The sequence below is a fragment of the Paenibacillus sp. FSL H8-0282 genome (assembly GCF_037963825.1).
Lineage (GTDB): Bacteria > Bacillota > Bacilli > Paenibacillales > Paenibacillaceae > Paenibacillus_AQ > Paenibacillus_AQ odorifer.
Genome location: NZ_CP150146.1, coordinates 4,153,499 through 4,178,686 on the forward strand (window position 1 = coordinate 4,153,499; position 25,188 = coordinate 4,178,686).

Annotated in this window: 22 protein-coding genes; 2 read left to right on the forward strand and 20 right to left on the reverse strand. The window is 45.6% G+C overall.

The genetic code is table 11. From position 1 onward, the window contains the following. The first annotated feature begins 47 nt into the window (after positions 1–47). Positions 48–2,012: an AraC family transcriptional regulator gene (locus NST94_RS17850; RefSeq protein WP_339281131.1), complete on the forward strand. Its 1,965-nt coding sequence runs from the start codon at positions 48–50 to the stop codon at positions 2,010–2,012. A gap of 89 nt (positions 2,013–2,101) precedes the next feature. Here the strand turns inward: NST94_RS17850 and NST94_RS17855 are convergent, their stop codons facing one another. From NST94_RS17855 to dpsA, 8 genes are all read right to left on the reverse strand, one after another. Beyond that, on the reverse strand, positions 2,102–4,762 hold the full coding sequence (locus NST94_RS17855; protein ID WP_076301620.1) for a DNA translocase FtsK: 2,661 nt from the start codon (positions 4,760–4,762) through the stop codon (positions 2,102–2,104). 78 nt (positions 4,763–4,840) lie between these two features. Next, positions 4,841–5,053, reverse strand: a complete 213-nt coding sequence (locus tag NST94_RS17860) for a YlzJ-like family protein (RefSeq protein WP_076127863.1) — start codon at positions 5,051–5,053, stop codon at positions 4,841–4,843. Next, entirely contained in the window at positions 5,050–5,817 is a 768-nt protein-coding gene (locus tag NST94_RS17865) for an ATP-dependent Clp protease proteolytic subunit (RefSeq protein ID WP_076136428.1), read from the reverse strand. The genes NST94_RS17860 and NST94_RS17865 overlap by 4 nt, the downstream gene beginning before the upstream one ends. A 203-nt stretch (positions 5,818–6,020) precedes the next feature. Beyond that, positions 6,021–7,700 (reverse strand): ribonuclease J, encoded by a 1,680-nt coding sequence (locus NST94_RS17870; RefSeq protein WP_076127859.1) that lies wholly within the window; start codon positions 7,698–7,700, stop codon positions 6,021–6,023. Between the two features lie 510 nt (positions 7,701–8,210). Next, a complete protein-coding gene (dapA, locus tag NST94_RS17875; RefSeq protein ID WP_280753078.1) occupies positions 8,211–9,086 on the reverse strand; it encodes a 4-hydroxy-tetrahydrodipicolinate synthase in 876 nt (291 codons plus the stop codon). Positions 9,087–9,102: 16 nt separating this feature from the next. Further along, positions 9,103–10,326 carry an aspartate kinase gene (gene dapG, locus NST94_RS17880; protein WP_036688442.1) on the reverse strand — a complete coding sequence of 408 codons (1,224 nt, stop codon included), beginning with the start codon at positions 10,324–10,326 and terminating at the stop codon, positions 9,103–9,105. Positions 10,327–10,586: 260 nt separating this feature from the next. After that, complete coding sequence (locus NST94_RS17885; RefSeq protein WP_036688443.1) at positions 10,587–11,183, reverse strand: dipicolinate synthase subunit B; 597 nt, start codon at positions 11,181–11,183, stop codon at positions 10,587–10,589. A 1-nt stretch (position 11,184) separates the two neighbouring features. After that, on the reverse strand, positions 11,185–12,081 hold the full coding sequence (dpsA, locus tag NST94_RS17890; RefSeq protein ID WP_076127855.1) for a dipicolinate synthase subunit DpsA: 897 nt from the start codon (positions 12,079–12,081) through the stop codon (positions 11,185–11,187). 80 nt (positions 12,082–12,161) lie between these two features. Here dpsA and NST94_RS17895 point away from each other — a divergent pair, with 80 nt between their 5' ends. After that, positions 12,162–12,395 (forward strand): hypothetical protein, encoded by a 234-nt coding sequence (locus NST94_RS17895; protein WP_339281132.1) that lies wholly within the window; start codon positions 12,162–12,164, stop codon positions 12,393–12,395. A 394-nt stretch (positions 12,396–12,789) separates the two neighbouring features. Here the strand turns inward: NST94_RS17895 and dut are convergent, their stop codons facing one another. From dut to NST94_RS17955, 12 genes are all read right to left on the reverse strand, one after another. After that, positions 12,790–13,236, reverse strand: coding sequence for a dUTP diphosphatase (gene dut / locus NST94_RS17900; RefSeq protein WP_172628834.1), 447 nt, complete (start codon positions 13,234–13,236; stop codon positions 12,790–12,792). Beyond that, positions 13,211–14,479, reverse strand: a complete 1,269-nt coding sequence (locus tag NST94_RS17905) for a pitrilysin family protein (protein WP_036688449.1) — start codon at positions 14,477–14,479, stop codon at positions 13,211–13,213. The genes dut and NST94_RS17905 overlap by 26 nt, the downstream gene beginning before the upstream one ends. 78 nt (positions 14,480–14,557) lie before the next feature. Beyond that, the gene (locus tag NST94_RS17910) at positions 14,558–15,541 is read right to left on the reverse strand and encodes a polysaccharide deacetylase family protein (RefSeq protein ID WP_076182607.1); all 984 of its coding nucleotides are present in this window, start codon (positions 15,539–15,541) and stop codon (positions 14,558–14,560) included. 235 nt (positions 15,542–15,776) lie between these two features. Further along, positions 15,777–17,879, reverse strand: coding sequence for a polyribonucleotide nucleotidyltransferase (gene pnp, locus NST94_RS17915; RefSeq protein WP_076127850.1), 2,103 nt, complete (start codon positions 17,877–17,879; stop codon positions 15,777–15,779). A 293-nt stretch (positions 17,880–18,172) separates the two neighbouring features. Continuing rightward, positions 18,173–18,442, reverse strand: a complete 270-nt coding sequence (rpsO, locus tag NST94_RS17920; RefSeq protein WP_036656390.1) for a 30S ribosomal protein S15 — start codon at positions 18,440–18,442, stop codon at positions 18,173–18,175. 148 nt (positions 18,443–18,590) lie between these two features. Further along, complete coding sequence (locus tag NST94_RS17925; protein WP_076182610.1) at positions 18,591–19,538, reverse strand: bifunctional riboflavin kinase/FAD synthetase; 948 nt, start codon at positions 19,536–19,538, stop codon at positions 18,591–18,593. 37 nt (positions 19,539–19,575) lie between these two features. Continuing rightward, a complete protein-coding gene (truB, locus tag NST94_RS17930; protein ID WP_076127847.1) occupies positions 19,576–20,490 on the reverse strand; it encodes a tRNA pseudouridine(55) synthase TruB in 915 nt (304 codons plus the stop codon). Next, positions 20,487–21,464: a bifunctional oligoribonuclease/PAP phosphatase NrnA gene (locus NST94_RS17935; RefSeq protein ID WP_076106341.1), complete on the reverse strand. Its 978-nt coding sequence runs from the start codon at positions 21,462–21,464 to the stop codon at positions 20,487–20,489. Before NST94_RS17935 ends, truB begins: the two co-directional genes overlap by 4 nt. A gap of 72 nt (positions 21,465–21,536) precedes the next feature. Beyond that, the gene (rbfA, locus tag NST94_RS17940) at positions 21,537–21,884 is read right to left on the reverse strand and encodes a 30S ribosome-binding factor RbfA (RefSeq protein ID WP_076127845.1); all 348 of its coding nucleotides are present in this window, start codon (positions 21,882–21,884) and stop codon (positions 21,537–21,539) included. 18 nt (positions 21,885–21,902) lie between these two features. Beyond that, positions 21,903–24,563 (reverse strand): translation initiation factor IF-2, encoded by a 2,661-nt coding sequence (infB, locus tag NST94_RS17945; protein ID WP_076301621.1) that lies wholly within the window; start codon positions 24,561–24,563, stop codon positions 21,903–21,905. Further along, positions 24,556–24,879, reverse strand: a complete 324-nt coding sequence (locus tag NST94_RS17950; RefSeq protein ID WP_036688466.1) for a YlxQ family RNA-binding protein — start codon at positions 24,877–24,879, stop codon at positions 24,556–24,558. The genes infB and NST94_RS17950 overlap by 8 nt, the downstream gene beginning before the upstream one ends. Continuing rightward, positions 24,872–25,180 carry a YlxR family protein gene (locus tag NST94_RS17955; protein WP_036688467.1) on the reverse strand — a complete coding sequence of 103 codons (309 nt, stop codon included), beginning with the start codon at positions 25,178–25,180 and terminating at the stop codon, positions 24,872–24,874. The genes NST94_RS17950 and NST94_RS17955 overlap by 8 nt, the downstream gene beginning before the upstream one ends. Positions 25,181–25,188 lie beyond the last annotated feature (8 nt).

Consider the following 25,188-nt stretch of genomic DNA (forward strand, 5'->3'; position numbering starts at 1 on the left):
TTATCAACTATAATCGAAATAAGAAAACGTTGGAGTTGATATTAATCATGAATTTAAAGGACCACATTTTATTGTGGAACCACGCATTAATAGAAATTATTGATATACGCCATACTTTTCAACGATCTAGTGATCTGAATTCACATTATCAGCTGCCCTCAAGCGCATTCTTGTTGATCATAAACGGCAAAGCCGAAATACTGATTGACGAGATCCCGCATGAGATCGGCAACTTTCATATCCTTCATGGTGGAAAAGGAATGAACATTCAATTTTTACGCACGGAGGAACTACTGGAGTATTACTTAATTTTATATAAAGCAAACCTTTCACTCGCCTCACGCAACAATCTAAAAGCAATTATGGAACACAATAATCCCTTCAATCTCCAATATGGATTTACGCCTACTAGTCCACTGCCCTTATTTGATAAGATGGAGAACATGTTTACTGATTGGGGCAAAACAGGTCTTTTGGATCGGCTGCATGTTAAAACACTGTTTTATCAATGGATTTATGAGCTGCTTAGGCAGCTGCATACGCTGGAAACACAGTTAATCCAACCTGATCCGCTAAATCAAGCAATTCGCTATATGCAGACTTATTATAAGGAAACCTTCTCTCTTGAAAAATTAGCTAAAGCGGTAAACAGCAGCCCTAGAACATTATCCAGATTATTCAGAACACGACTGCAGACTAGCCCTGCTCAGTACTTAATCAGCATCCGCATGGAAAAATCGAAAATACTGCTCCTGAACACTGAGGCGAGCTTGCATGACATCGCAATTGCAGTAGGTTATCCTGATGGCTATTATCTAGGAAAAATGTTCAAAAAATATTACGGAACCTCCCCTGTCCGATACAAAAATAAATTGATCACCCAACCCAGTTGGCGTGATATGCCATCCCAAGGTGCGCAAACTGACATTGCCCGAACACAACCTCTCCGTTATATTGATTATGATAATCATTATCATTATAACGGAGAAGGGGAATTACCAATGTTTAGAAATGCCAAACCATCATTACTGCTCACCCTGTTATTATGCTTTACCATAGTGTTAAGCGCTTGTTCCACGGGAACCACAAATTCAAATGCGTCAAGCAATGGGACACCAACCCCCTCAGCAGAAACAAGTACAGGAGCAAATACAGACAAAGCTGCTGTCGAACAACAAACCCGGATAATTTCCACAGTTAAAGGAGACATTGCCGTTCCCACTAGTCCACAAAGAGTCGTAGTTCTTTATTTGCTCGGTGATGTACTGGCTCTAGGCATTAAACCTATAGGTGTATCCGATGTGTCCGAGGGTGCTGCATTTGAAGATGAGCTAAAAGATGTGCAAAAGCTTGGCACCTGGTTTGAGGCTAGCCCTGAAGCAATCCTTGCTCTAAATCCTGATCTTATCATCGTGCCGTCAGAGGAAACTTATGAAGCCCTCCACCAAATTGCACCAACAGTGTTAGTTCCGTATGAAAAAATGTCAACAGAAGAACGGGTGTTCTTTATTGGACAAGTCGTAGGCAAAGAAGATCAAGCAAAAGAATTATTTACTGATTTCCATAAAAAAGTTGAAGACAGCAAACAAAAGCTGCAAGAAGCTGGTATTCTGGATCACACAATATCCATCATGGAAGGTGGAAAAGACAACAGTATGGCTGTTGTGGCAAGCAAACAATTCGGACGTGGTTCGCAAATCATTTATGAATATTTAGGCATGAAGGCGCCGGAAATCATTCAACAGAAAATAGATACGGCGACTGGTGCGGATGGCGAATCCGTATCCTTTGAAGTCCTTGGCAAATACAGCGGTGATTATATCTTCCGCTCCTCTTATGATGGTATGGCTGATCTGACCCAAAACCCAATTTGGAACAATATCCCTGCCGTGAAAGAAGGCCGTTTGATGGAAATTGATTTTGGATTAGGTTATTACAGTGATATCTATTCTCTAAATGTGCAACTGGATTATATTGTTGAAGCTTTGCTTGCTGCACCAAGAGTCAAATAAGTACTCAGGATACAAAAAAGAGATGGTCCACTTCATAAAGTGGCCATCTCTTTTACTGTCTACTGAAGGTTTCGACGGGCTTGTCCAGCTTAGGAGCTGATCTTGTTATGCTGATATTGCTCAAGTGACACCAGCACCTCACGCGGCTTGCTGCCCTCGTAAGGACCGATGACTCCACGAGCCTCCATAGAGTCAATCAACCGGGCTGCACGGGTATATCCGACACGCATACGACGCTGTAGCAGCGACACTGAAGCCTGTTTAGCCTCCAGCACAATTTGTACGGCCTGCTCGTATAATTCATCCTGCGGCTCCTGATCCTCTGTGATTGTATCATCCACTTCAGGAACGATGGACTCATCGTATTCGGCTTCACCTTGACTGCTGACATATTGAACAATAGTCTCTACTTCTTGGTCGCTCATAAAAGCTCCCTGTACACGAATAGGTTTAGATGCGCCCATTGGCAAGAACAACATATCACCTCGGCCTAACAGCTTCTCTGCACCGGGCATATCCAAAATGGTACGTGAATCCACATTGGACGATACGCCAAAAGCGATCCGGGATGGAATATTAGCTTTAATTAAACCTGTGATGACATCTACTGAAGGACGTTGTGTAGCGATAATTAAATGAATTCCAGCCGCCCGCGCCATTTGTGCAAGTCGGCAAATTGCATCCTCGACATCATTGGCTGCAACCATCATCAAATCCGCAAGCTCGTCCACAATAACAACGATATACGGGAGAATTGCCGCTGGATTCTCAGCCATTAGCTTATTATAACCTTCCATATTCCGTGTTCCCGATTTGGAGAATAGCTCATAACGCTTCTCCATTTCCACAACAATCTTCTTCAAAGCTAGGCTAGCCCGCTTTGGATCTGTGACAACCGGAGCCAAAAGATGGGGAATTCCATTGTACACATTCAGCTCTACCATCTTAGGATCGACCATGAGGAATTTAACTTCATCAGGTTTAGCTTTGTATAAGATGCTTGTTATAATCCCGTTGATGCAGACAGATTTACCGGAGCCAGTTGCACCGGCCACCAATAAATGGGGCATCTTAGCCAGATTTCCAATAATGGTCTGGCCGGAAATATCACGGCCAAAAGCAATCGATAATCTGGATTCAGCCTCCTGAAAAATCTGTGTTTCCATAACTTCGCGCATGGTAACAATAGACACCTCAGAGTTCGGAACTTCTATTCCTATTGCAGATTTACCCGGAATCGGCGCTTCCATCCGAATGTCTTTGGCCGCAAGTGCAAGGGCAATGTCATCCGTCAGATTTACAATACGGCTAACCTTAACCCCAATATCCGGTTGTATCTCATACCTCGTAACCGCTGGGCCTCTTACTACCTCCAGCACCTTAGCCCGTACCCCAAAGCTTTCAAGTGTTGCTTCTAACTTACGGGCAGTCTGCATATAATCATTCTGATCTCCAGCTTTGCCACCATTGTTAGGTTTGGCTAGAAGACGGAACGATGGCAGCTTATATGGCTTCGGTGGCGGTGGTGCTGGAGGAGCAGGAATAATCTCTCCATCTGGAGAAGCACCTAGCAGGCCTTCCAAGTCTATGCTTACATTCTCCTCAGACTCATCCGTAGGCTGCTGCTTAACGGCATTAGGTCCGGCTACAGCAGGTTTAGCTGCTTCACCACGAGCTGCGGGTGAGAATTCACTCCACTCTTCCCGGTCTTCTTCGTTTAACCCTTCTGAACGGATATGTTCAAAGAAGTCACGAATAATAGGCGTCACAGGTTCAATATCCAGATCCGCATCATCAAAATCATGATCGATATCGTCTAATGGAATTACATGACTATCTGGAGTTAATCCCGAAATAATCGGACCGGTTGAAGCACTTGTCACAATTGGACCCTGATCGTCATCCTCAGAATCTGCTTCCACCTGTGAACGCGTGGAGCCTGAGAACCAGCCAGATATTTTTTTCAAAAGGACAGGTTGTTTGCGATTAGGCAAATACCGATCGTCTTCGTCTTCTTCCTCCTCGTCATCATAGACAGGCTGCTTCACCTGCCGAGCTTTAGCTGGAGCAGCGGCTCTAGAAGGTCTGGCCGCTACGGGAACCGCCTTCGGACGGTTTGCAGCATGGAGACGAATCCCCTCCACAAACTTAACCAAGCGCACTCGCAAAAGCGTAAAAATCTCCACATAGGACAAGTTGGTAATTAGCATAAAGCTGATCGCCAGCATGACGATCATAAGCAGCTTAGCGCCCAGACTACCAAAAAGCCATAACAGCGCTGCATACTCCAACCCGCCAATGTACCCTCCGCTTATATCCTTACCCAGCATATAGACATTGCTTTCGTTCGAGCCAGGTGAAAGTGATCCCGAAAGATCATTATGTATTTGTGTCATTACATTGCCAGGATGTAACAAAGACAACGGGCCAAGCTTCTGCTCCATTGCAGATATTGTGCTCATAAGGCACATAGACAATAGAAGCAGAAGCACGCCAGTATGCCTGCTGTTCCACGAGGAAGGCCATCTTCGATGGATCATCACCATAAGTCCATAAAAAATGCCGATAAGCGGCAACACAAAATAAAATCTCCCTAATAAGTAACCCGCCATACTTGAAAGTGAGCGCCCTACGGCTGCTTCACCAGACAGTGCAATGACGGAAATAGTTATTAATAAAATTCCATATATTTCATATTTTAAAACGCTGCCGAGCAGCGCTTTTTTCTTCTTCTTTTTTCGTTTAGCCACGCCAGCCACCCCCGGAACAACATTATACCATATAATGGCGTGGCGTACCTATGTTCTCTTTTGTCAGAAAATGAATCTTTATGTTAATGTAATTATCGAACCTGGAGAGAACGCCGGATCTAGATAACGGTTCAGCGGACAATCCAATAATCTCACAATCCGCGCACGTCCTTCCTCCATCGGTTCAACCTGCATCAGCATGCCCTGCACACTAACTTCTCGGGTTGCGGCATAATTGTTAAATGCCCCCTCCCACACCTGTTCCATTGCAACTACTGTGTACAGTGTCATTGCGTAATCCCTCCTGGAGTCGATGCTGAGAAATCCCCGCCGATCATTCGGTTAAGATGCGCAAGTGCCGCTCCGATCCCGCCGACCTCATCCATCAGACCATATTTAACGGCATCCAAGCCCCCCACAGCCGTCCCGATATCACGATTGAGCTCACCTGTCTTAAACATGAGATCACGGAACTGTTCTTCAGAAATGCGCGAATGGGAAGTCACAAATTTAACGACACGTTCCTGCATTTTCTCCATATACTCGAAAGTTTGCGGCACTCCGATCACTAAACCATTCATTCGAATCGGATGAATCGTCATCGTTGCACTTTCAGCAATAATCGAATAAGTGGAGGAAACTGCAATCGGCACCCCGATGCTGTGCCCGCCTCCAATGACTACGGTTACCGTTGGCTTGGAGAGGGATGCAATCATTTCCGCAATTGCTAATCCCGCTTCTACATCTCCACCTACCGTGTTTAAAATGATAAGCAGGCCTTTGATGTTTTTATTCTGCTCAGCTGCCACCAGCTGCGGAATGATATGCTCATACTTTGTTGTTTTGTTCTGTGGAGGCATAACAATATGTCCTTCAATCTGACCAATAATCGTTAAGCAAAAAATATCAGGCTCTCCACTTGGGACTACTGTTTGTCCAAGCTCCTTAATCGCTCCCATTGTAGTGGGCGGCATATTTTCATTAGGATTCGGATTAGTTTCTCCTGGGACAACTTCCTCATTTTTTGCTCCATTTGATCCTTCGATGTAGTTCATCTTCGCAGCTCTCCCTTGTTATATGCAGCTCTAGTCTGCTGTTGCCTTACTAACAATCCTTAGTATGACGTTTCAGGGTGCTGCATTATGCAATTTTCAGCTTATGAACATACAAAAACCCCTTCTCCCGTGGAAACCGTCCAATATTTCCGGGGAAAAGGGGCTCAGCCCTAGCTATATATTCATTGAAGGAGAAACTCTCCTTACACTTCCATGATAATTGGCAAAATCATCGGTCTGCGGCGCGTTTGTTCATATAAGAAACGGCCCAGCGAATCTTTTACGCTTGTTTTAAGGGAAGCCCACTCATTTACTTTTTCACTCATCAGGCGTTGCAATGTACTGGATACAATTCGGTTAGCTTCGTCGAGCAGCCCTTCGGACTCCCGAACATAAACAAAACCACGTGAAATGATGTCAGGTCCAGAAACAATTGCACCATTCTGCTTGCTAAGTGTAACCACGACAACCAAGATACCATCTTGAGACAGCAACTTACGGTCACGCAATACAATGTTACCAACATCGCCTACACCTAGTCCGTCAATCAATACGTTACCAGCTGTTACTTTACCAGCCTTACGAGCGGCACCGCCCTGGATTTCAACAATTTCACCGATTTCAGTGATGAAAATGTTCTGTGGCTCTACGCCAACCGATTCTGCCAGTAAAGCATGTTTGCGCTGCATGCGGTATTCACCGTGGATCGGAATGAAGAATTTCGGTTTCATCAGGTTAAGCATAAGCTTAAGTTCTTCTTGACTACCGTGACCGGATACGTGAACGCCGGAGTTGGAACCGCTGTAAATCACATTAGCACCAAGACGGAACAATTCATCGATAGTACGGCCTACATACTTCTCATTACCTGGCACAGGTGTTGCCGCAATAATAACGGTATCGCCTGGCAGGATATCTACTTTACGATGACTAGAACGTGCCATACGTGTCAATGCAGACATTGGCTCGCCTTGGCTGCCTGTGCAAAGAACAACTACACGATTTGCTGCCATTCTATTCATTTCTTCCGGTTCGATCAGCATTCCGTCAGGTACGTTCAAATATCCAAGCTCTGAAGCGATGGATACAACGTTGACCATACTGCGGCCAATTACCGTAATCTTACGACCCGTAGATTCTGCTGCATTAACCACTTGTTGAATACGGTGCACATTGGAAGCAAAAGTTGCTACAACGACACGTTGCTCAGCCTTGCGGAAAATATCTTCCAGCACAATACCGACATTCTTCTCAGATGGGGTAAAGCCTGGTTTCTCAGCATTCGTACTATCCGACAAAAGAGCAAGTACGCCCTTTTGGCCAATCTCTGCCATCCGATGCAGATTTGCAAATTGACCGTTGACTGGGGTGTGGTCAAATTTGAAATCGCCCGTATGAACAACATTTCCTTCCGGAGTCTCAATGCATACACCCACGGAATCAGGAATACTGTGGTTGGTTCTAAAGAAAGTTACCTTAAGTGAGTTCCCCAATTGAATTTCTGAATCTTCGTTGATCAGAATCCGTTTGGTGTCACCCAGCAGGTTCGCTTCCTTCAATTTGTTCTCTACAAGACCTAAAGTCAATCTTGTTCCATAGACTGGAACATTCAAATTCTTCAGGACATAAGGCAGACCACCGATGTGATCCTCGTGTCCGTGAGTAAGCACAATACCTCTTACCTTGTCACGGTTCTCTGTCAAATACGAGATATCAGGAATTACGATGTCAATACCGAGCATATCCTCTTCCGGAAACTTGAGTCCCGAATCCACGACTACAATGTCAGCTCCGTATTGAATAACATACATGTTTTTCCCGATTTCTCCGACTCCGCCCAATGCGAAAATCGTCAATTTATCGTTGTTGTTTTTTTTGGACAAATGAATCTAACCCTCCTATGATGTTGGACGTCATACTTTTATTGGTAAATATCGAACTTCGATTATTTCAGCGGCGCTGAACACATTTCTTTCAAACAGCCAATAACTTCCAATCGACGAGGAAATTCCTGAAATCTGTAAAATGCGCAATGCGAAAGCTCCCGATTCCGGGCAGTAAAGTTCATATTGAAGCGGACAAACGCCGTCAAAATTCACCGTCGCGCCCCTCGCGCGAAGACATGTCATTTATTTAAACAGACTCATCTTGGGACCTATCCTGTCTCACAATGTATTACATTGACGGAAGATTACCGCATATTTAATTTTAACCGCACCCAGTCACTTAAGATCATTATACATGATTTTTTTGGCAAAAGACAAGTCATCCGCCTCGTATCCAAATTCTTTCCTTAAATTCGCCTCAATATTTCAGAAAAAAAATATAAATGCAAAAACCGGCTCCCTCAATAGAGTAGCCGGTTTAGAACGTACATCAGCAATGATTAATTCTTAGTGAAAAAGTGCTTCAATAAAAGCCGCTTCCGCTTCCGTTGGCGAAATAAGCGGCAATCTGACTCCGCCCACAGGGATCCCCTTGAGTCCTAAAGCATATTTTACAGCTGAAGGATTGGGCAGCGGTTGTGGGCATTCAAACATTCCTTTAAAAATCGGGAACAGCTGGCGATGAATCTCTCCAGCAAGCTGAACATTGCCGGAGGTATAAGCGTAAATCATTTCTGACATCTGCGCACCAACCACATGGCTAGATACACTTATAATTCCGTATCCACCGACAGCCAGACTGGCAAGACCTGAGGCATCATCACCCGTATATACACGGAAATCATCTGAACAATCAGAGGCAATAAGTGTTACCTGATTTACAGACGCGCATTCTTTCGTAGCAACGATGTTCGGAATCTCAGCAAGCCGCAGGGTAGTGGCCACGCTCATACTTACACCTGTTCGACCTGGAACATTATATAAAATCACTGGTAATGAAGTCTCTGAAGCAATCGTGGAAAAATGCTGATACAGACCTTCTTGATTCGGTTTATTATAATAAGGAACGACCAAAAGCACTCCATCTACGCCTATTTTCTCCGCTTCCTTCGTCAGCTGAATGGAATGTTTCGTGTTATTGCTGCCAGTTCCAGCAATAACTTTACAACGTCCATTCGCCTTTTCCAGCACAAAAGAAAACAGCTGCAGCTTTTCCTCATCGCTTAACGTAGGCGATTCCCCTGTCGTTCCGCAGACAACCAAAGCCTCTGATTTCTGTACCTCAATTAAATAATCGACAAGCTGTGAAGTTACATCCCAGTTGATTTCTCCATCCCCATCAAAAGGGGTTACCATGGCTGTTATTAATCTTCCGAAATCCACTTTGAATTCCTCCTTGTCAGCGGTGCAATTCAAACATAGCATGCAGCGAACGCAGGGACTGCACCATATCTTCTTTTTTCACAAGCACCCATATCGTTGTATTCGAATCCGCGGATTGTAGTATTTGAATGTTTTGCGAGCTAAGCGCCTCAACAATGCGCGCCATAATACCAGGCACACCATTAATTCCGCCCCCGATAACAGAAACTTTGGCACAACCCGACAAACTCTTAGGTCGCAAACCCAGCTGCTGTAGAGCAGAAATAGCCTTCTCTGATTTGTCATCAAAAACCGTATAAAGAGCTTCCGTAGGTGTTACATTAATAAAATCAACGCTTATCCCGTTATCTGCCATACTCTTAAAGATTTGCAGCTGCACTCCGGTTCCGTTACCGTCCGGGCATTCCACAGAAATCTGTGTAACATTGCTGACATAAGCAATCCCTGTAACGAATCGATCCACAATTCCCCCTGCTTGGATATCGTTAAATCCTTCTGGATTCGTAACCAACGTACCTTCAGCTTCTGAAAAGGTTGAACGAACACGAACTGGGATCTGTGCCTGCATAGCAATCTCAACCGCACGTGGATGAATGACTTTTGCTCCCTGATGAGCCATATTGCAAATTTCAGTATAACTAACGTAAGTTAATGGCTTAGCATCTTCAACGATCCGTGGATCTGCTGTAAGAATTCCGTTCACATCCGTATAAATATCCACCATATCAGCATGAAGAGCAGCACCCAGTGCTGTAGCAGAGGTATCACTGCCGCCACGGCCTAAAGTTGTCAAATCACCCGCTTCAGTCTGGCCCTGGAACCCGGTAACAATAACTACCTTATCCTCACGCAGCTCACGGAGAATGCGTTCCGGACGTACATCCAGAATTCTGGCATTACCGTAGTTGCTGTCTGTCAGAAATCCTGCCTGAGCTCCCGTTAATACTGTAGAAGCGATGCCTTCATTCTCCAGCAGCCCACATAGAGTAGTAGCTGAAATAATTTCGCCACAGCACATCAAGAGATCTTTTTCCCGGTCTGGAAGTGCATCTCCGTTCTGCACGGCCCAATCCAGCAAAGTGTCAGTTGCGTAAGGTTCTCCGCGACGGCCCATAGCCGATACAACAATTACAAGACTATAGCCACTTGCCAGCTCCCTTTTGACATTGCGGATTACGTGTTCTCTAGCTTGCGGTGTGGATAGCGATGTTCCTCCGAATTTTTGTACCAGAATACCCATGTATAATTCCCCCATTATTATCAAAGCAAACACACTAATCATTCGTGAAAAGATTACGGTACGTGAGCTTATTCGTTAAGTAAGTTGTTAAATGGCTGTACCGCCCTCGAACCTGAGGACGGTAGCAATACTGCTTATATTTTTTTGATAGCAATGAACTTAGCTGGTTCCACTACGTTATCTTGGCACTTCTCATTGCTCATTTGGTGCATCTCCCCTTTTATTGTCCACAACAAAATCAGCCGAGCTCTGTCAATTTTCTATGCTGAATGAAACCGTTCGATGATCATCGGCTGTAGTTGTTTACCTTGCAAAGCGGCATAGCAAGCTTCCGGGATAAGATCCATGCGTGCCACGAGCGAGTTAGGTTTACCCTCAGGGTTATCTTGACCGAATGGTACAAAATAAATATGTTTAGCCACCAGAAGCTTAGCAATATTTGCGGCATTTAGGCCCAATCCATCATTTGTAGATATCGCTAGAACTAGTGGACGTCCGTTGCGCATCTGTGATTTAGCTGCCATTAGCACGGGACTATCCGTCATGGCATTAGCCAGTTTACTCGTTGTATTTCCTGTGCAAGGTGCTATTGTCAGCACATCCAGCAGCTTGGAAGGACCCAGCGGCTCCGCTTCAACAATTGTAGAAATGATATCATTCCCTGTTATATCTTTCAACTGTTTTAACCAATTTTGCGATGTCCCAAAGCGGGTGTCTGTTCCTAGTACAGAGGCAGAAACTATAGGTACTACGTTTGCTCCCCCGTCTACGAAGCGCTGAATTTGTGGCATTACCTCAGCAAAAGTGCAATGAGATCCAGTGATCGCATACCCTACTGTTTTTCCGTGCCAATCCATTTTATTCGTCCCCCTTGATTAAAGCCTCGTCCGAAATCGACTGTACCAGCGCATTTGCCATAATAATCCCAGCGCTTTTTGGAGCTACAATGCCAGGGAGTCCTGGAGCCAGCATCGCCTTAATCCCACGTTTCTCAGCATAACGAAAGTCACAGCCGCCTGGTGCAGATGCCAGATCAATAATTACGCAATGCGGCGCAAGCCGCGAGAGCACCTGCGCGGTGATGATCATACTTGGTATCGTGTTAAATATAAGATCCACATCCGGTACGTGAAGCAGCAGCTCATTGGTCATAAAAGGCTTCCAGCCCATTTCCTCAGCACGTGCATAATGTTCTTGTTTTCTGACACCAACCTTTACACTGGCCCCCAGTCCCTGTAGACTTCGAGCCATTGTAAATCCAGTTCTACCTAAACCCAGCACCATTGACTTCGAGCTGTGAATTGTAAAATCCGTGTTCTGAATGGCCATTACCAGCGCTCCCTCCGCTGTCGGGATAGAGTTGTAAATAGCCACATCATCACGATTAAGCAGTTCGATTAACTTCAGTGAGTGCTTGGTACACATCCCGCGCAAGTAACTTTTAGCCATACCGGTATACACTAAACAATCGGATGGCAGCGCAGTGAAATGCTCCTCCAGAATCGTTAAACGCTCAGAAGAAAATAGAGCACTAATATTTCCTTCATCATCACAGCCTACCGTAGGCAACACTAATACATCTGCATTACTCAGCAGCTCTACCGTCAATTGTTCCAGGCTCACCCCTGGGCTAGGGGTCTCCCACTTATCGAACCCGGCAGCGCTTACCGTCGCATCCAATTCCACACATTTCCGAATCACTTCAAGCTGTCTCGCGTCCCCGCCCAGGAACACGATCCTGACGCCAGTAAGCATAGGGATGACGCTCCTTTCAACATACACTATCGACTATAAAGCATCTTATGCTGGGCATAGTTAATGGGTGAAGAGCGGAAATGAAATCCCCGGCACGCATGGCTGATGATGAACTAATGGGTTACGGGTTACGGGTTACGGGTTACGGGTTACGGGTTACGGGTTACGGGTTACGGGTTACGGGTTACGGGTTACGGGTTACGGGTTACGGGTTACGGGTTACGGGTTACGGGTTACGGGTTACGGGTTACGGGTTACGGGTTACGGGTTACGGGTTACGGGTTACGGGTTACGGGTTACGGCTGATGAGTTAAGGACCGAGATGCAACTATTTGTGTATTTTTTGCCTTTTAGGAGGAGTTTCGGACTGGAGAGCTCTTATTCGATGTAAACAGGCTCGATATCAGGTGTTTTTGATCAAATAGTGACACTGGGGTCCGAAAACAGCCGAATTAAGCAGCATTGTTATAAATAAGAGCACTGGGGTCCGATAGGGGCTTCGTCTTTACTTTGACGGTAGGGTTAGAGTAGTGGCAGAGCGCCAATGAAAATGCTGAGTTTATTCGATGGGGGAATCGGAGTTAGTTGCACAACAATCGAAGAAATTAAAGTTTTGTTGGATAATTAACTCTGCATATCAAAAAAAGCTCACGAATCATGCCTTGGGCATGAATTCGTAAGCTTTTTAAATGAATTGTAACAACAATCTTACTTGCCAGTATGGCCAAAGCCTCCGGCTCCGCGTTGAGTTTCGGACAACTCTTCCACTTCCACCAAATTAACCACTGGAACGGCTTGAAATACCATTTGGGCAATCCGCTCATTGCGAGCGATAGCAAAAGGCTCCTGCCCCAGATTGATCAAGAGCACTTTGATCTCTCCGCGGTAATCAGCGTCTATAGTTCCAGGTGTATTCAAGCAGGTAATCCCGTGCTTCAAGGCCAGTCCACTACGCGGACGGATCTGCGCTTCAAGCCCCTCTGGCATAGCCAGTGAAATCCCTGTTGGAATTAATGCCCGCTCTCCTGGTGCAAGTACAATTTCACCCGCAACGGCAGCATAAAGATCATAACCGGAAGCTTGCTCCGACATTTTACAAGGAAGATTTACATCCTCGTTTCCAGCAAGTTTATTGATTTGTACGTAATAAGACAAGATCATCTCTCCTAACATTTGCAATAGCTTTATCTGATGAGCCTACCATCGCTAAAGAAAGCGGCTCCGCGAACATATGGTCCAGCACACTGTTGATATTGTCCATCGTCACTAGCTGAATTTTGGCGATCATATCGTCCAATGTATTATGTCTTCCGAGCATAAGTTCATTTTTTCCGATACGGTTCATTCGGCTGCTAGTGCTTTCGAGACTAAGAATGAGGCTGCCTTTAAGCTGCTCCTTACCTTTTCTCAGCTCATCTTCACTGAGGCCGTTGGTAGCAAGTTCGTACATCATTTCCTTGATTAACTCCATGACATCCTTTGTTTGCTTGGGCGCTGTTCCAGCATAGACCGTAAACAGACCAGAATCTGCCTGGGAGCTGTGATAGGAATACACCGAATAAGCTAATCCGCGCTTTTCACGAATTTCCTGGAACATGCGGGAGCTCATCCCTCCGCCTACGGCATTATTAATCAGCACCATAGCATACTGCAGGGGATCGCCAGAACGGACACCTGGTAAGGAAAGACAGATGTGATTCTGCTCTGTTTTCTTGCGGTGAAATAAGAGCTCTCCATAGTAATCTGGTGGAGTCAGCGGCGCACTTGTACCATGATTATCAAAAGAACCAAAATGCTGTTCCAGCAGTTCAATCAATCCATCACTGATGTTGCCGGCAACGCTTATAACCGTATTCTCAATCGTGTATTGTTCCTTCATATACGCCCGAAGATCATCCGGCTTCATCTCCATTAGCCGTTCCTTCAAGCCAAGGATGGAATACGCAAGCGGATGGTCCTTGTAGGCAGCAGCACACATCAAATCATGCACAAGATCATCCGGCGTGTCCTCGCACATGGAAATTTCCTCAAGGATGACATTCTTTTCTTTCTCCAGCTCTTCAGCATCCATCCGTGAACGGAAGAACATATCCGCTAACACATCTACAGCGATGGGCAGATGCTCATCCAATACTTTAGCATAATAACATGTATATTCTTTTGAGGTAAACGCATTTACATTGCCGCCGATGGCGTCAAACTGCTCAGCAATATCCTTGGCACTGTACCGATCCGTACCTTTAAAAAGCATATGTTCTACAAAATGGGATATCCCGTTGTTTCCAGGATGTTCATTCCGAGAGCCTGTCTTTACCCAGATTCCGAAAGAAACGGACCGGCCGGTCGGGATTTTCTCCATTACCACTCGTAAACCATTGGATAACACTATTTTTTCCACTTCAAGTCCTCCTGGCTAATAGCCATGTTCTATCTAATTTAATTACACGTGCCTATAATCCTACCAGAAATACATCTCTCACTCAACATTAGAGGGGATTAGCCGCTCTGCTGAGAGTGTTTGACTAACTGTGCCTAGCTGTAACCCTTTTGCTTTGATTCCACGTATCATGGCCTTCAGAGCTTTGGAGGATGCGGCTGTGGGATGCATTAGGACTAGAGTGCCCGGTTCCGCTTTGCTTGTGATTTTGGCAACCACAGATTCAGGAGACGGATTACGCCAATCTACGGTATCCACGGTCCAAAGTACGGTTTTGAGCCCTAAACTGCCTGCAATTTCTACGGTCTCCTGATCGAAATCACCAGAAGGGGGAGCGAACCATTTATTAGTGACTCCAAGCGATTCCTTTAACAGCTTTTGTGTCTTCTCAATTTCTACAGTAGCTCGTGCACGACTTAAAGTACTCATATTAGGGTGGGTATAAGCGTGATTCTCCATCTCATGACCGCGTTTTAGCATTTCTTTAGCCAGTTCCGGGTTTTTACTCAGCCAGCTCCCATCCAGAAAAAACGTAACTTTAACGTTCTCTTCATCCAAAACATCCAACATTGGCACAATGTACTCATTTCCCCACGCCACATTAATCATCAGCGATACCATCGGCTTAGCCGGATTCCCACGATATATGGGTTCAGCTCCCAGTTGATTCAGGGATATCTGTGGTTCGATCTGCCGATACACAAATTTTATAGGTTCTTTTGGTGCCAAAAGAGCATTCCGATATGTACTCTCTACATCAATTTCAAGCCCGTTATAACCCGGAATCGCCTTCCATACCCGATCAACCACAGCATTCACTGGAGGGGCATTAAGCTTGGCTGCGGCGGTCTCAATCCGTGCCCGAAGATCATTGTTCTCCGCCTTAGAAATATCCTTCCACACAGCTAGGTCATCCTGCGGCTTCAATTGCGCAAGCATGTCCTTTACCGGTCCCTGAGTGCTGCCAATTCCTATCACGATCGCAATACAAGCAACCACTAAAGCCACTTTTTCCGTCTTCATGACGACTTCCTCCCCGGTAGAAACGACTTGTAGTCCGTTCCACACGAATACAAAGACACTTTGTCCCAATCTATGAGACAAGAGAGGAATTTATGTCATAAGAACAGAGGCCAGAGGCGTGATAGTGATGCACTTTACTTTATTTCATATAAAAAAAGAGCCAGAACGCAATCGCTTCTGTCTCCTTTTATTATGCTATTAGGTACTTTAGTAAAGGTACCTCTACAATCGAAACTTAAGCTTTAGCTCCAGTTTCCGAAGTCAATACCGCTTTACGCGACAGGTTAACCCGGCCTTGTTGGTCGATTTCGGTAACTTTAACGGTAATTGTATCCCCGACAGCTACAACATCTTCAACCTTAGCTACGCGCTCAGTAGACAATTGGGAAATGTGTACCAATCCGTCTTTACCCGGAATTAGTTCAACAAATGCTCCAAATTTCTCAATACGTCTAACTGTACCCACATAGATTTCTCCAACTTGTACTTCACGCACAAGTCCTTCGATAATCGAACGCGCCTTTTGGATCATTTCTTCATCTGAAGAACCGATAAAGACACGGCCATCTTGTTCGATGTCGATTTTTACGCCGGTTTCTTCAATAATTTTATTGATAATCTTACCACCAGCACCGATAACATCACGGATTTTGTCCGGATTGATGTTGATAATAATGATTTTTGGAGCATATTTGGACAGATTAGGTCTTGGCGCAGAGATCGCTTCATTCATTTTGTCCAAGATGAACAGACGGCCTTCTTTAGCCTGCTGAAGTGCATCCTGAAGAATTTTGCGGTCGATACCGGCAATCTTAATGTCCATTTGAATAGCTGTAACACCTTCTGCTGTACCAGCTACCTTGAAGTCCATATCTCCGAGATGATCTTCCATACCTTGAATATCCGTCAGGATGGAGACATGCTCTCCGTCTTTGATCAGACCCATTGCTACTCCGGCTACAGGTGCTTTGATTGGCACACCAGCGTCCATCATAGCCAGAATGCTGGCACAGATACTTGCCTGGGAAGTAGAACCGTTAGATTCAATCGCTTCTGATACTAGACGAATCGTGTACGGGAATTCAGTTTCACTAGGAATAACCTTGGATAATGCACGTTCTCCAAGTGCTCCATGACCGATTTCACGGCGTCCTGGTGCTCTAAGCGGACGAGCTTCCCCTACGCTGAACGGCGGGAAGTTGTAATGGTGCATGAAACGTTTCGTTTCAGTAGGATCGATTCCGTCAAGAATTTGCACATCACCTAGTGCCCCAAGAGTACAAACGCTAAGGATTTGTGTTTGTCCACGTGTAAACAGACCGGAACCGTGTGTACGCGGTAACAGACTTGTATCACATTCAATCGGACGGATTTCATCAAGTTTACGTCCATCTGGACGAACCTTATCATGTGTGATTAGACGTCTTACTTCATCCTTCACGATATCATGTAGGACTTCTTTAACATCTTTCAGAAGCTCCGGTGCTTCTATGTACTTCTCTACGAAATACGCAACCGCTTCATCATTAACGACATCAATCGCTTCCTGACGCGCATGTTTTTCAGCTATTTTAACGGCTTCCACCAGACGAGCCTCAGCAAATGCACGGACCTCAGTATTCACGTCAGCATTCACTGTATGCAGCTTCACAGCCATTTTTTCTTTACCAGCCACTTTAACCAGTTCTTCAATGGTTGCAACGATCTTGCGGATTTCATCATGACCGAACATAATCGCTTCGAGCATCACATCTTCCGTCACTTCGTTCGCTTCTGCTTCAACCATCATGATTGCATCCTTCGTTCCAGCAACCACTACATAAACATCACTGATTGCTTGCTGAGACATATCCGGATTGATCACAAACTCTCCATTAATCCGACCTACAGCAACGCCGCCGATTGGTCCATCAAAAGGCACATCGGAAATACTAAGTGCAGCTGAAGTACCGATCATAGCAGCAATATCTGGTGCGCAGTCCTGATCCACACTCATTACCATGTTCAATACCTGAACATCGTTACGAAATCCTTCAGGGAACAGTGGTCTGATTGGACGGTCTGTCAAACGGCTTGACAGAATCGCTTTCTCACTCGGTCTACCTTCCCGTTTAATAAATCCGCCAGGAATTTTACCTACCGCATATAATCTTTCCTCATAGTTAACTGTAAGCGGGAAAAAATCCAGATCCTTAGGCTCTTTCGAAGCCGTAACGGTACATAATACCGAAGTATCCCCGTAACGCACCATAACAGCTGCATTTGCTTGTTTAGCCAGGCGGCCCGTTTCCAGCACAAGGCGTCTTCCACCCAGCTGCATTTCTACACGTTTTTCCATAAATACCTCCTTGAATAGTAGTAGACCCGCAGTCTAAAATAGCAGGTTCACATATCGATCTAAATGATTTGGAAAGGCTTGTCCCAAAAGGAGGTTGCCTATTCTGTATGCATATAAGAAGAAACGGCTGGGCCTTACTGAAAAGTAAAGCCGCCGTTTTTGCGAATAATCTCATCGATCCTAATATTAAGTTTTCCCTAAATTTTCAAAAAGCAACCCAGCTGTCCCGCTGTCGCTCCGAGAAGGACATACGGTATACAACCAGGCTGCTTTAAGAGTAATCTTATGGAAAATTAACGACGCAATCCCAGTCTTTCGATCAGGGCGCTGTAACGTCTGATGTCTTTGTTTTTCAAATACGCCAGAAGTTTACGACGTTGTCCAACCATTTTCAACAATCCACGACGGGAGTGATGATCTTTCTTGTGCGTACGCAAGTGGTCAGTCAAATTAACGATGTTCTCCGTTAGGATAGCAACTTGCACCTCAGGGGATCCAGTATCGGATTCGTGAGTTTTGTGCTCGTCGATCAATTGATGTTTACGTTCTTGAGTTAATGCCATCCTGTTCACCTCCTTCAATATAATCGCCACTAGCCTCGTCACCGTCGGTGAGAACGTGCAACCAAGCTAAGGTTATGATGCTGTAAGCCAGCAACGTTACTTAGTATAGCATCTCCATTAACAAAAGTAAACGGCTTGTCCGGGATGACTATAAATTATACTCCAGAATCTTCTTCGCGGTTTCTGCATCCTCGCCAATCTGAGTAATCAATGCTCCAATGGAGTCAAACTTCCGTTCTGGACGAATGTAAGATACCAATTCTACCTTAAGCTCTTGATCATACAGGTCACCCTCGAAGTCAAAAAGATGAACCTCAAAGCTCGGAGTTAACACACCCTCATGAAAGGTTGGTTTAACACCCACATTCATAACCCCGTACAGAACTTTATCCTTATAAAAGACTCGGACCGCATATACACCTTTGGTCGGGATGACAAAATGATCACTGAGCTTCAAATTGGCAGTTGGAAAACCAATTGTGCGGCCTCTCTTCTCACCATGCCCCACTTCACCACGCAGATGATAGCAACGTCCGAACCAGGAGTTTGCCAGCCCCAGATCTCCATTTTGGAGACTTTTACGAATGCCGGAGCTGCTAACCTTTTCACCTTCAAGCAGAAAAGGAGGAGCAACTTCCACATTCATAACACCTTCACCCAGTTTGCGAAGCATCTCAACATCGCCTTCACCTTGGTAGCCAAAGCGAAAGTCAAAGCCAACAACTGCAGTTACAATATGTAGCGGCAAAAGCATAACAGAGACAAAATTCTGTGGACTAACCCGGGAAAGCTGCTCATTAAATTCAACAACATACAGGATATCGACACCCATGCTGGCAAGAATCTCTTGCTTTTCAAAGGGTGGCGTCAAGTACCCTTCATAATCTCCCTTACCCATAACATCTTTGGGATGAGGATGAAATGTAAGGACTGCAGCCGGCACACCTTGTTTACGGGCTAAGGCTACAGCGGATGTAATGACGCTGGCATGTCCACGATGCAGGCCGTCAAACTGCCCTAGAGCAGCCACTTGAGGTTGTGCCCATTCGGCAGCAGTCTCCGGCGACATCGGATAGGTTAACGTTACGGTTCTCACGCTGTTTCTCACCTACAATTCACTTGGTAAAATTGATTTAAGCTTGTGCAAACACCTTTACTGGGGCAATAGCACCTGTCTCTTCCAGCTCATAAATGCCAAGAAACAATCCCTGAAGATCGTATAGCCGAATTTGACCTGTTGTCTTCACTTCTGGAGCAATGAACCGCGAAGACAAACGTTGACCCTGCAGTGCTGCCTTCTTCTTCTCATCCATAACGGTATGCTTAGGCAAATGCGAAATTGCCTCATCAGCAGCGATTAAATGATCTTCCAATGTTCCGGCTTCCTTGTGCGCGGCAATATCCTCAAGGGATAAACAATGGCTGGCAGAAATTCCTGCCGACATTGTTCTCTCCAGCTTCACCATTACACCCGGCAGTCCAAGCGCACGACCGATATCTACACAAAGTGTACGAATATACGTGCCTTTGGAGCATAATACCCGGAAAGTGATGTCGGGATGATTACCTTCCCAAGTCATATCCGTCATTTCGATTTCATAAATCTCTACTTCGCGACTTTTCCGTTCAACGGTTTTGCCTTCTCTAGCCAATTCATAAAGACGTTTGCCGTCAACTTTCACCGCAGAGTACATGGGAGGAACCTGAGAAATTACGCCTTTGAAAGAGGCAAGCACTGCAAGAATCTCTTCCTCAGTTACATGAACCTCATCAACAGTTTCCGTAATGGTTCCAGTTAAGTCTTCAGTATCACTGGACATCCCCAGTCTCAGTGTTGCCACATATTCTTTGGGCAGCTCCTGAATATACTCCACAACGCGAGTCGCACGTCCCAGACAAAGCGGCAATACACCAGTCACTTGGGGATCTAGTGTCCCCGTATGACCAATTCGTTTCATGCCGAGAATCCGACGTGCCTTGGCTACAACATCATGTGAAGTGAAGCCTGCCGGTTTATAAACCGCCAGAACACCTTCTAATTCACTCATAAATGACGTCTTACCTCCTCAAGCACCTGAGCTATTGCCTCTTCAAGCGTAGCTTCTATACGCGCACCTGCAGCACGGGTATGACCGCCGCCTCCAAACGTTTGCGCCAATGCAGCCACGTCAACTTTACCGGCAGAACGCAGGCTAACCTTGACCGCATGTTCGTGAATAACTTTAAAAAGAATGCCTACTTCCACGCCCCGAATATTACGAGGGTAGTTTACGATTCCTTCCAAATCTTCATTAGCAGCAGCACATTCGATCATATGCTCGGGTGTAACATATAGCCAGGCAATATCTCCTTCAGGAGATAATTCCAGCGTATTTAAGGCTTTATTTAATATTTTAACCTGTGGCAGCGTCATTTCTTCAAGCAATGTCTCAGCGAGTTCAGGACCGTTAACCCCAAGGGATAATAGCTCAGATACAGCTGCCATTACTTTTGGTGATGTGTTGGTATAACGAAAACCACCGGTATCTGTTAACAGACCCGTATATATAGCTGTGGCGATATCAATATCCCATTCGATCTCGAATGTCTTCAGCAGGTCGAACAAAATTTCCGCTGTCGCAGCTGCATCCGGTTTGATTAAATTAACGAATCCATAACCGTTATTTGTTGGATGGTGATCAATGTTCAGGATAAGAGCCTCATTCGCAAAATAGCGATTTGTCAGCCCTACTCGCTGAAAATCCGCACAATCCACACAGATGACGTTGCTGTATTGACGGGGCGGTTCACTAGAGGCCATATTGATGATTTCATCCGAATGCCATAGGTATTCCATTCGCTTCGGGATTGGTCCTTCATTCAGCATAGTGTATTTTTTGCCCAGACATGAGAGAAGCCAGCCCACCGCAAGGGTGGAGCTGACTGCATCTCCGTCCGGCTGAACATGCGACACTACAAGGTAATCGTCGTGTTCCAGCAGAAACTCACGGGTCTGCTGGAGACTTTGTTCATAGCTCTGCATTCGCCGTCTCCTTTTTAAAGGTTGTTCAAAATAGCATAACGCTATTTTGAACCCCACTTTAATCACTTATTTCTAATCGTTCTTATGAAGCTCTCCAAGAAGCTTCTCAATATGACTGCCATAAGCGACAGATTCGTCGAACTTGAAGATCAGCTCCGGTGTATGCCGAAGGCGAATGGCCTTGCCAAGCTCTGAGCGAAGAAAACCATTGGCTTTCTCAATCGCTTTAAGCGAGTCTGACTTCTGCTCTTCATCCCCGAACACGCTTAGGTATACCTTGGCTTGCGATAGATCGTTAGTCACGTCTACGCCAGTTACAGTTACAAAACCGATTCGAGGGTCTTTCAGACCGCTTTGGATAAGTTGACTAAGCTCTTTCTTGATCTGCTCGCCCACTCGTCCTGCTCTAATTTTAGACATCTATATTCACCTCTTCGCTTAGCGCTCTACAGTTTCCATAAGAAACGCTTCGATAATGTCGCCCTCTTGGACGTCATTATAGCGTTCCAAAGTTATGCCACATTCATAACCTTGCGCCACTTCTTTGGCATCATCTTTGAAACGTTTCAAAGTATCAACCTTACCTGTGAACACTACGATTCCGCTACGGATCAAGCGCATTTCAGCATTACGGGTAATTTTACCGGAAGTAACCATACATCCTGCAATGGTACCCACTTTGCTGATTTTGAACACGCTGCGAACTTCGGCGTGACCGATAACATTCTCTTTATAGATAGGATCGAGCATACCTTTCATGGCACTTTCGATTTCTTCAATTACGTTGTAGATAATGTTGTGCAGACGAACATCTACTTTTTCTTGCTCAGCAGCTGCTTTGGTCTGTGCGTCTGGACGAACGTTAAAGCCGATAACGATAGCATTCGATGCTGCTGCAAGCGTAATATCGGATTCAGTAATCGCACCAGCACCGCTGTGAATGATCTTCACGCGCACGCCTTCCACTTCGATCTTAGCCAAGGATCCTTTAAGCGCCTCGACTGAACCTTGTACGTCAGCTTTGATAATCACGTTAAGGTCTTTGATCTCGCCATCTTTAATGTGCTGGAACAGATCATCCAAAGTTACACGAGTGTTCGTATTCAGCTCAGATTGACGTTGGGAAGTAGAACGTCTATCAGCAATCGCACGCGCTTTACGCTCGTCTTCAAAAGCCATAAACGGATCGCCAGCTTGTGGCACCTCAGTCAAACCAGTAATTTCTACTGGAGTAGATGGTCCAGCTTCTTTGATCTTACGACCTTTATCATTAACCATCGCACGTACACGTCCGAAGCAGTTACCTGCTACAAAGGCATCGCCGACTTTCAATGTACCGTTCTGAACGAGTATACGAGCAACTGGTCCACGGGATTTATCAAGCTCAGCTTCTATAACAGTACCGCGTGCCCGTTTGTCAGGGTTCGCTTTGTACTCATTAACTTCAGCTACGAGCAGGATCATTTCCAGCAGTTCTTCCAAGTTAATACGTTGTTTCGCAGAGAGGTTAACGAAGATGGTATCTCCACCCCACTCTTCAGGAACAAGTTCATAACTTGTAAGCTCTTGCTTCACCTTATCAGGATCTGCACCCGGTTTGTCGATTTTATTAACAGCGACAATAATCGGAAGTCCAGCAGCCTTAGCGTGTGCAATAGCTTCAACGGTCTGAGGCATAACACCGTCATCAGCAGCTACTACGATAATTGTCATATCCGTAACCTGTGCACCACGAGCACGCATAGCAGTAAATGCTTCGTGACCAGGTGTATCAAGGAACGTGATTTTCTTTTGGTTGATTTCGACTTGATAAGCACCGATGTGCTGAGTGATTCCGCCGGCTTCGCCTAGCGTCACATTGGTCGAACGAATAGCATCAAGTAGTGTAGTTTTACCATGGTCAACGTGACCCATAATAGTAACTACTGGAGGACGAGTCTGAAGATCCTCTTCATTGTCATTCTCTTCCACTGTTTCGAAGCTGTCCTCGTCAACAGGAATCTTCACTTCTACTTCTACGCCAAATTCAGCAGCGAGTAGCAAAATGGTGTCGATATCAAGTTCTTGGTTGATGGTAGCCATAACACCCATCGAAATCAGCTTTTTGATTACTTCAGAAGCATCCTTGTGAAGCAATTTCGCTGTTTCACCAACGGTCATGCTGCCACGAACGATGATTTTCTTAGGTGTGTTATCGATCTTCTCGCGGTGTACCATTGGCTGGTTCTTGCCACGGCCATTCTTACCACCACGACCGCGGTAGTTACCACCTTTACCATCATCGAAACGTCTTTGATTATTATTCGGTCTGCCACCAGTTGTGTTCTTTTTAGGACCTCTGTCATCACCGCGTGTGAAACCTCCGCCTGTGCCAGATTGACCTTGTGGACGGCTGTCAGTGCGTGGTGCACTGCTTTGTCCTTGCGGACGGCTGCCACTTGTGTTGCTGCCTTGTGGACGGCTTCCACCAGTGTTGCTGCCTTGTGGGCGGCTACCACCAGTATTGCTGCCTTGCGGACGGCTGCCACCAGTATTGCTACCTTGTGGACGGTTGCCGCCAGTATTACTGCTTTGCGGGCGGCTGCCACCGGTATTGCTACCTTGTGGGCGATTGCCGCTAGTAGTGCTGCCTTGCGGGCGGCTGCTGCTAGTACTGCTAGTACTGTTAGTACGTGGAGCACCGCTTTGTTGCGGACGTGCATTCTGCGTTGAACCTGTTTGTGTTCTGCGGGAATCTTGTCCGCTTTGGGGCCTTGGGGACGTCGTCGATTGGTTGTTGTTTTGGTTACTGTTCATACCTACCTGCTTTTCCTGTTGATTTTTGTTGGCATTCTGAGCACTTTGAGGTTCGGCTGTTACCGCACCGGTTGTTACCGGCCGGCTGCTGGTGCCGGTATCCCGCTTGGCTGCAGCGTTTGATTTGATATCCTTAAAGAACTGTTCAACTTTGTTCACGGATCCATTCTCCATGACACTCATATGATTATTCACAGGGACATTCAAACGCTTCAGAATAGTAATAATTTCTTTACTGCTCATGTTTAGTGACTTGGCGTATTCGTACACGCGCAATTTATCTTTGTTCTCTTCTTTAGTCAATAAATCCACCTCCGACAGTATCTCCGAGTTGCTTGGAGATCATTTCCGCGAATCCTTTATCCGTAATGGCCAGTACTACACGCTGGTCTTTACCAATACTTGCACCGAGTTCATCCCGGTGAAATGCGATTACTAGTGGAATATCGTAAGTTCCGCATTTATCACGGAACTTTTTTTGGGTATTATCTGAAGCGTCACCTGCCAGAACGACCAGCTTCGCCTCTGAAGACCGTACAGCTTTGAGTACAGCCTCGTCACCGGTGACTATCTTGCCTGCTCTCATGGCAAGCCCTAAATAAGAAAGCGCCTTACTCATTATCCTCACTATCCTTTGCTGCTAGAAACTGCTCTTCCACGGAAGTAAACTCCCGGGCTAGCTGGGCGTAGATTTCAGGACTCACTTGACATTTCAATGCACGGTCAAGTGCTTTGTTCTTTTGTGCCAGCTGAAAGCATTCAAGCTTGCCGCATATGTAAGCACCACGGCCTGACTTCTTGCCCGTCAGATCAATCAGCACTTCACCTTCAGGCGTTCTTACCACACGAATCAGCTCTTTTTTAGGCATCATCTCTTGGGTAGCAACGCATTTACGCAGCGGCACCTTTTTTTGTTTCATAACAAACG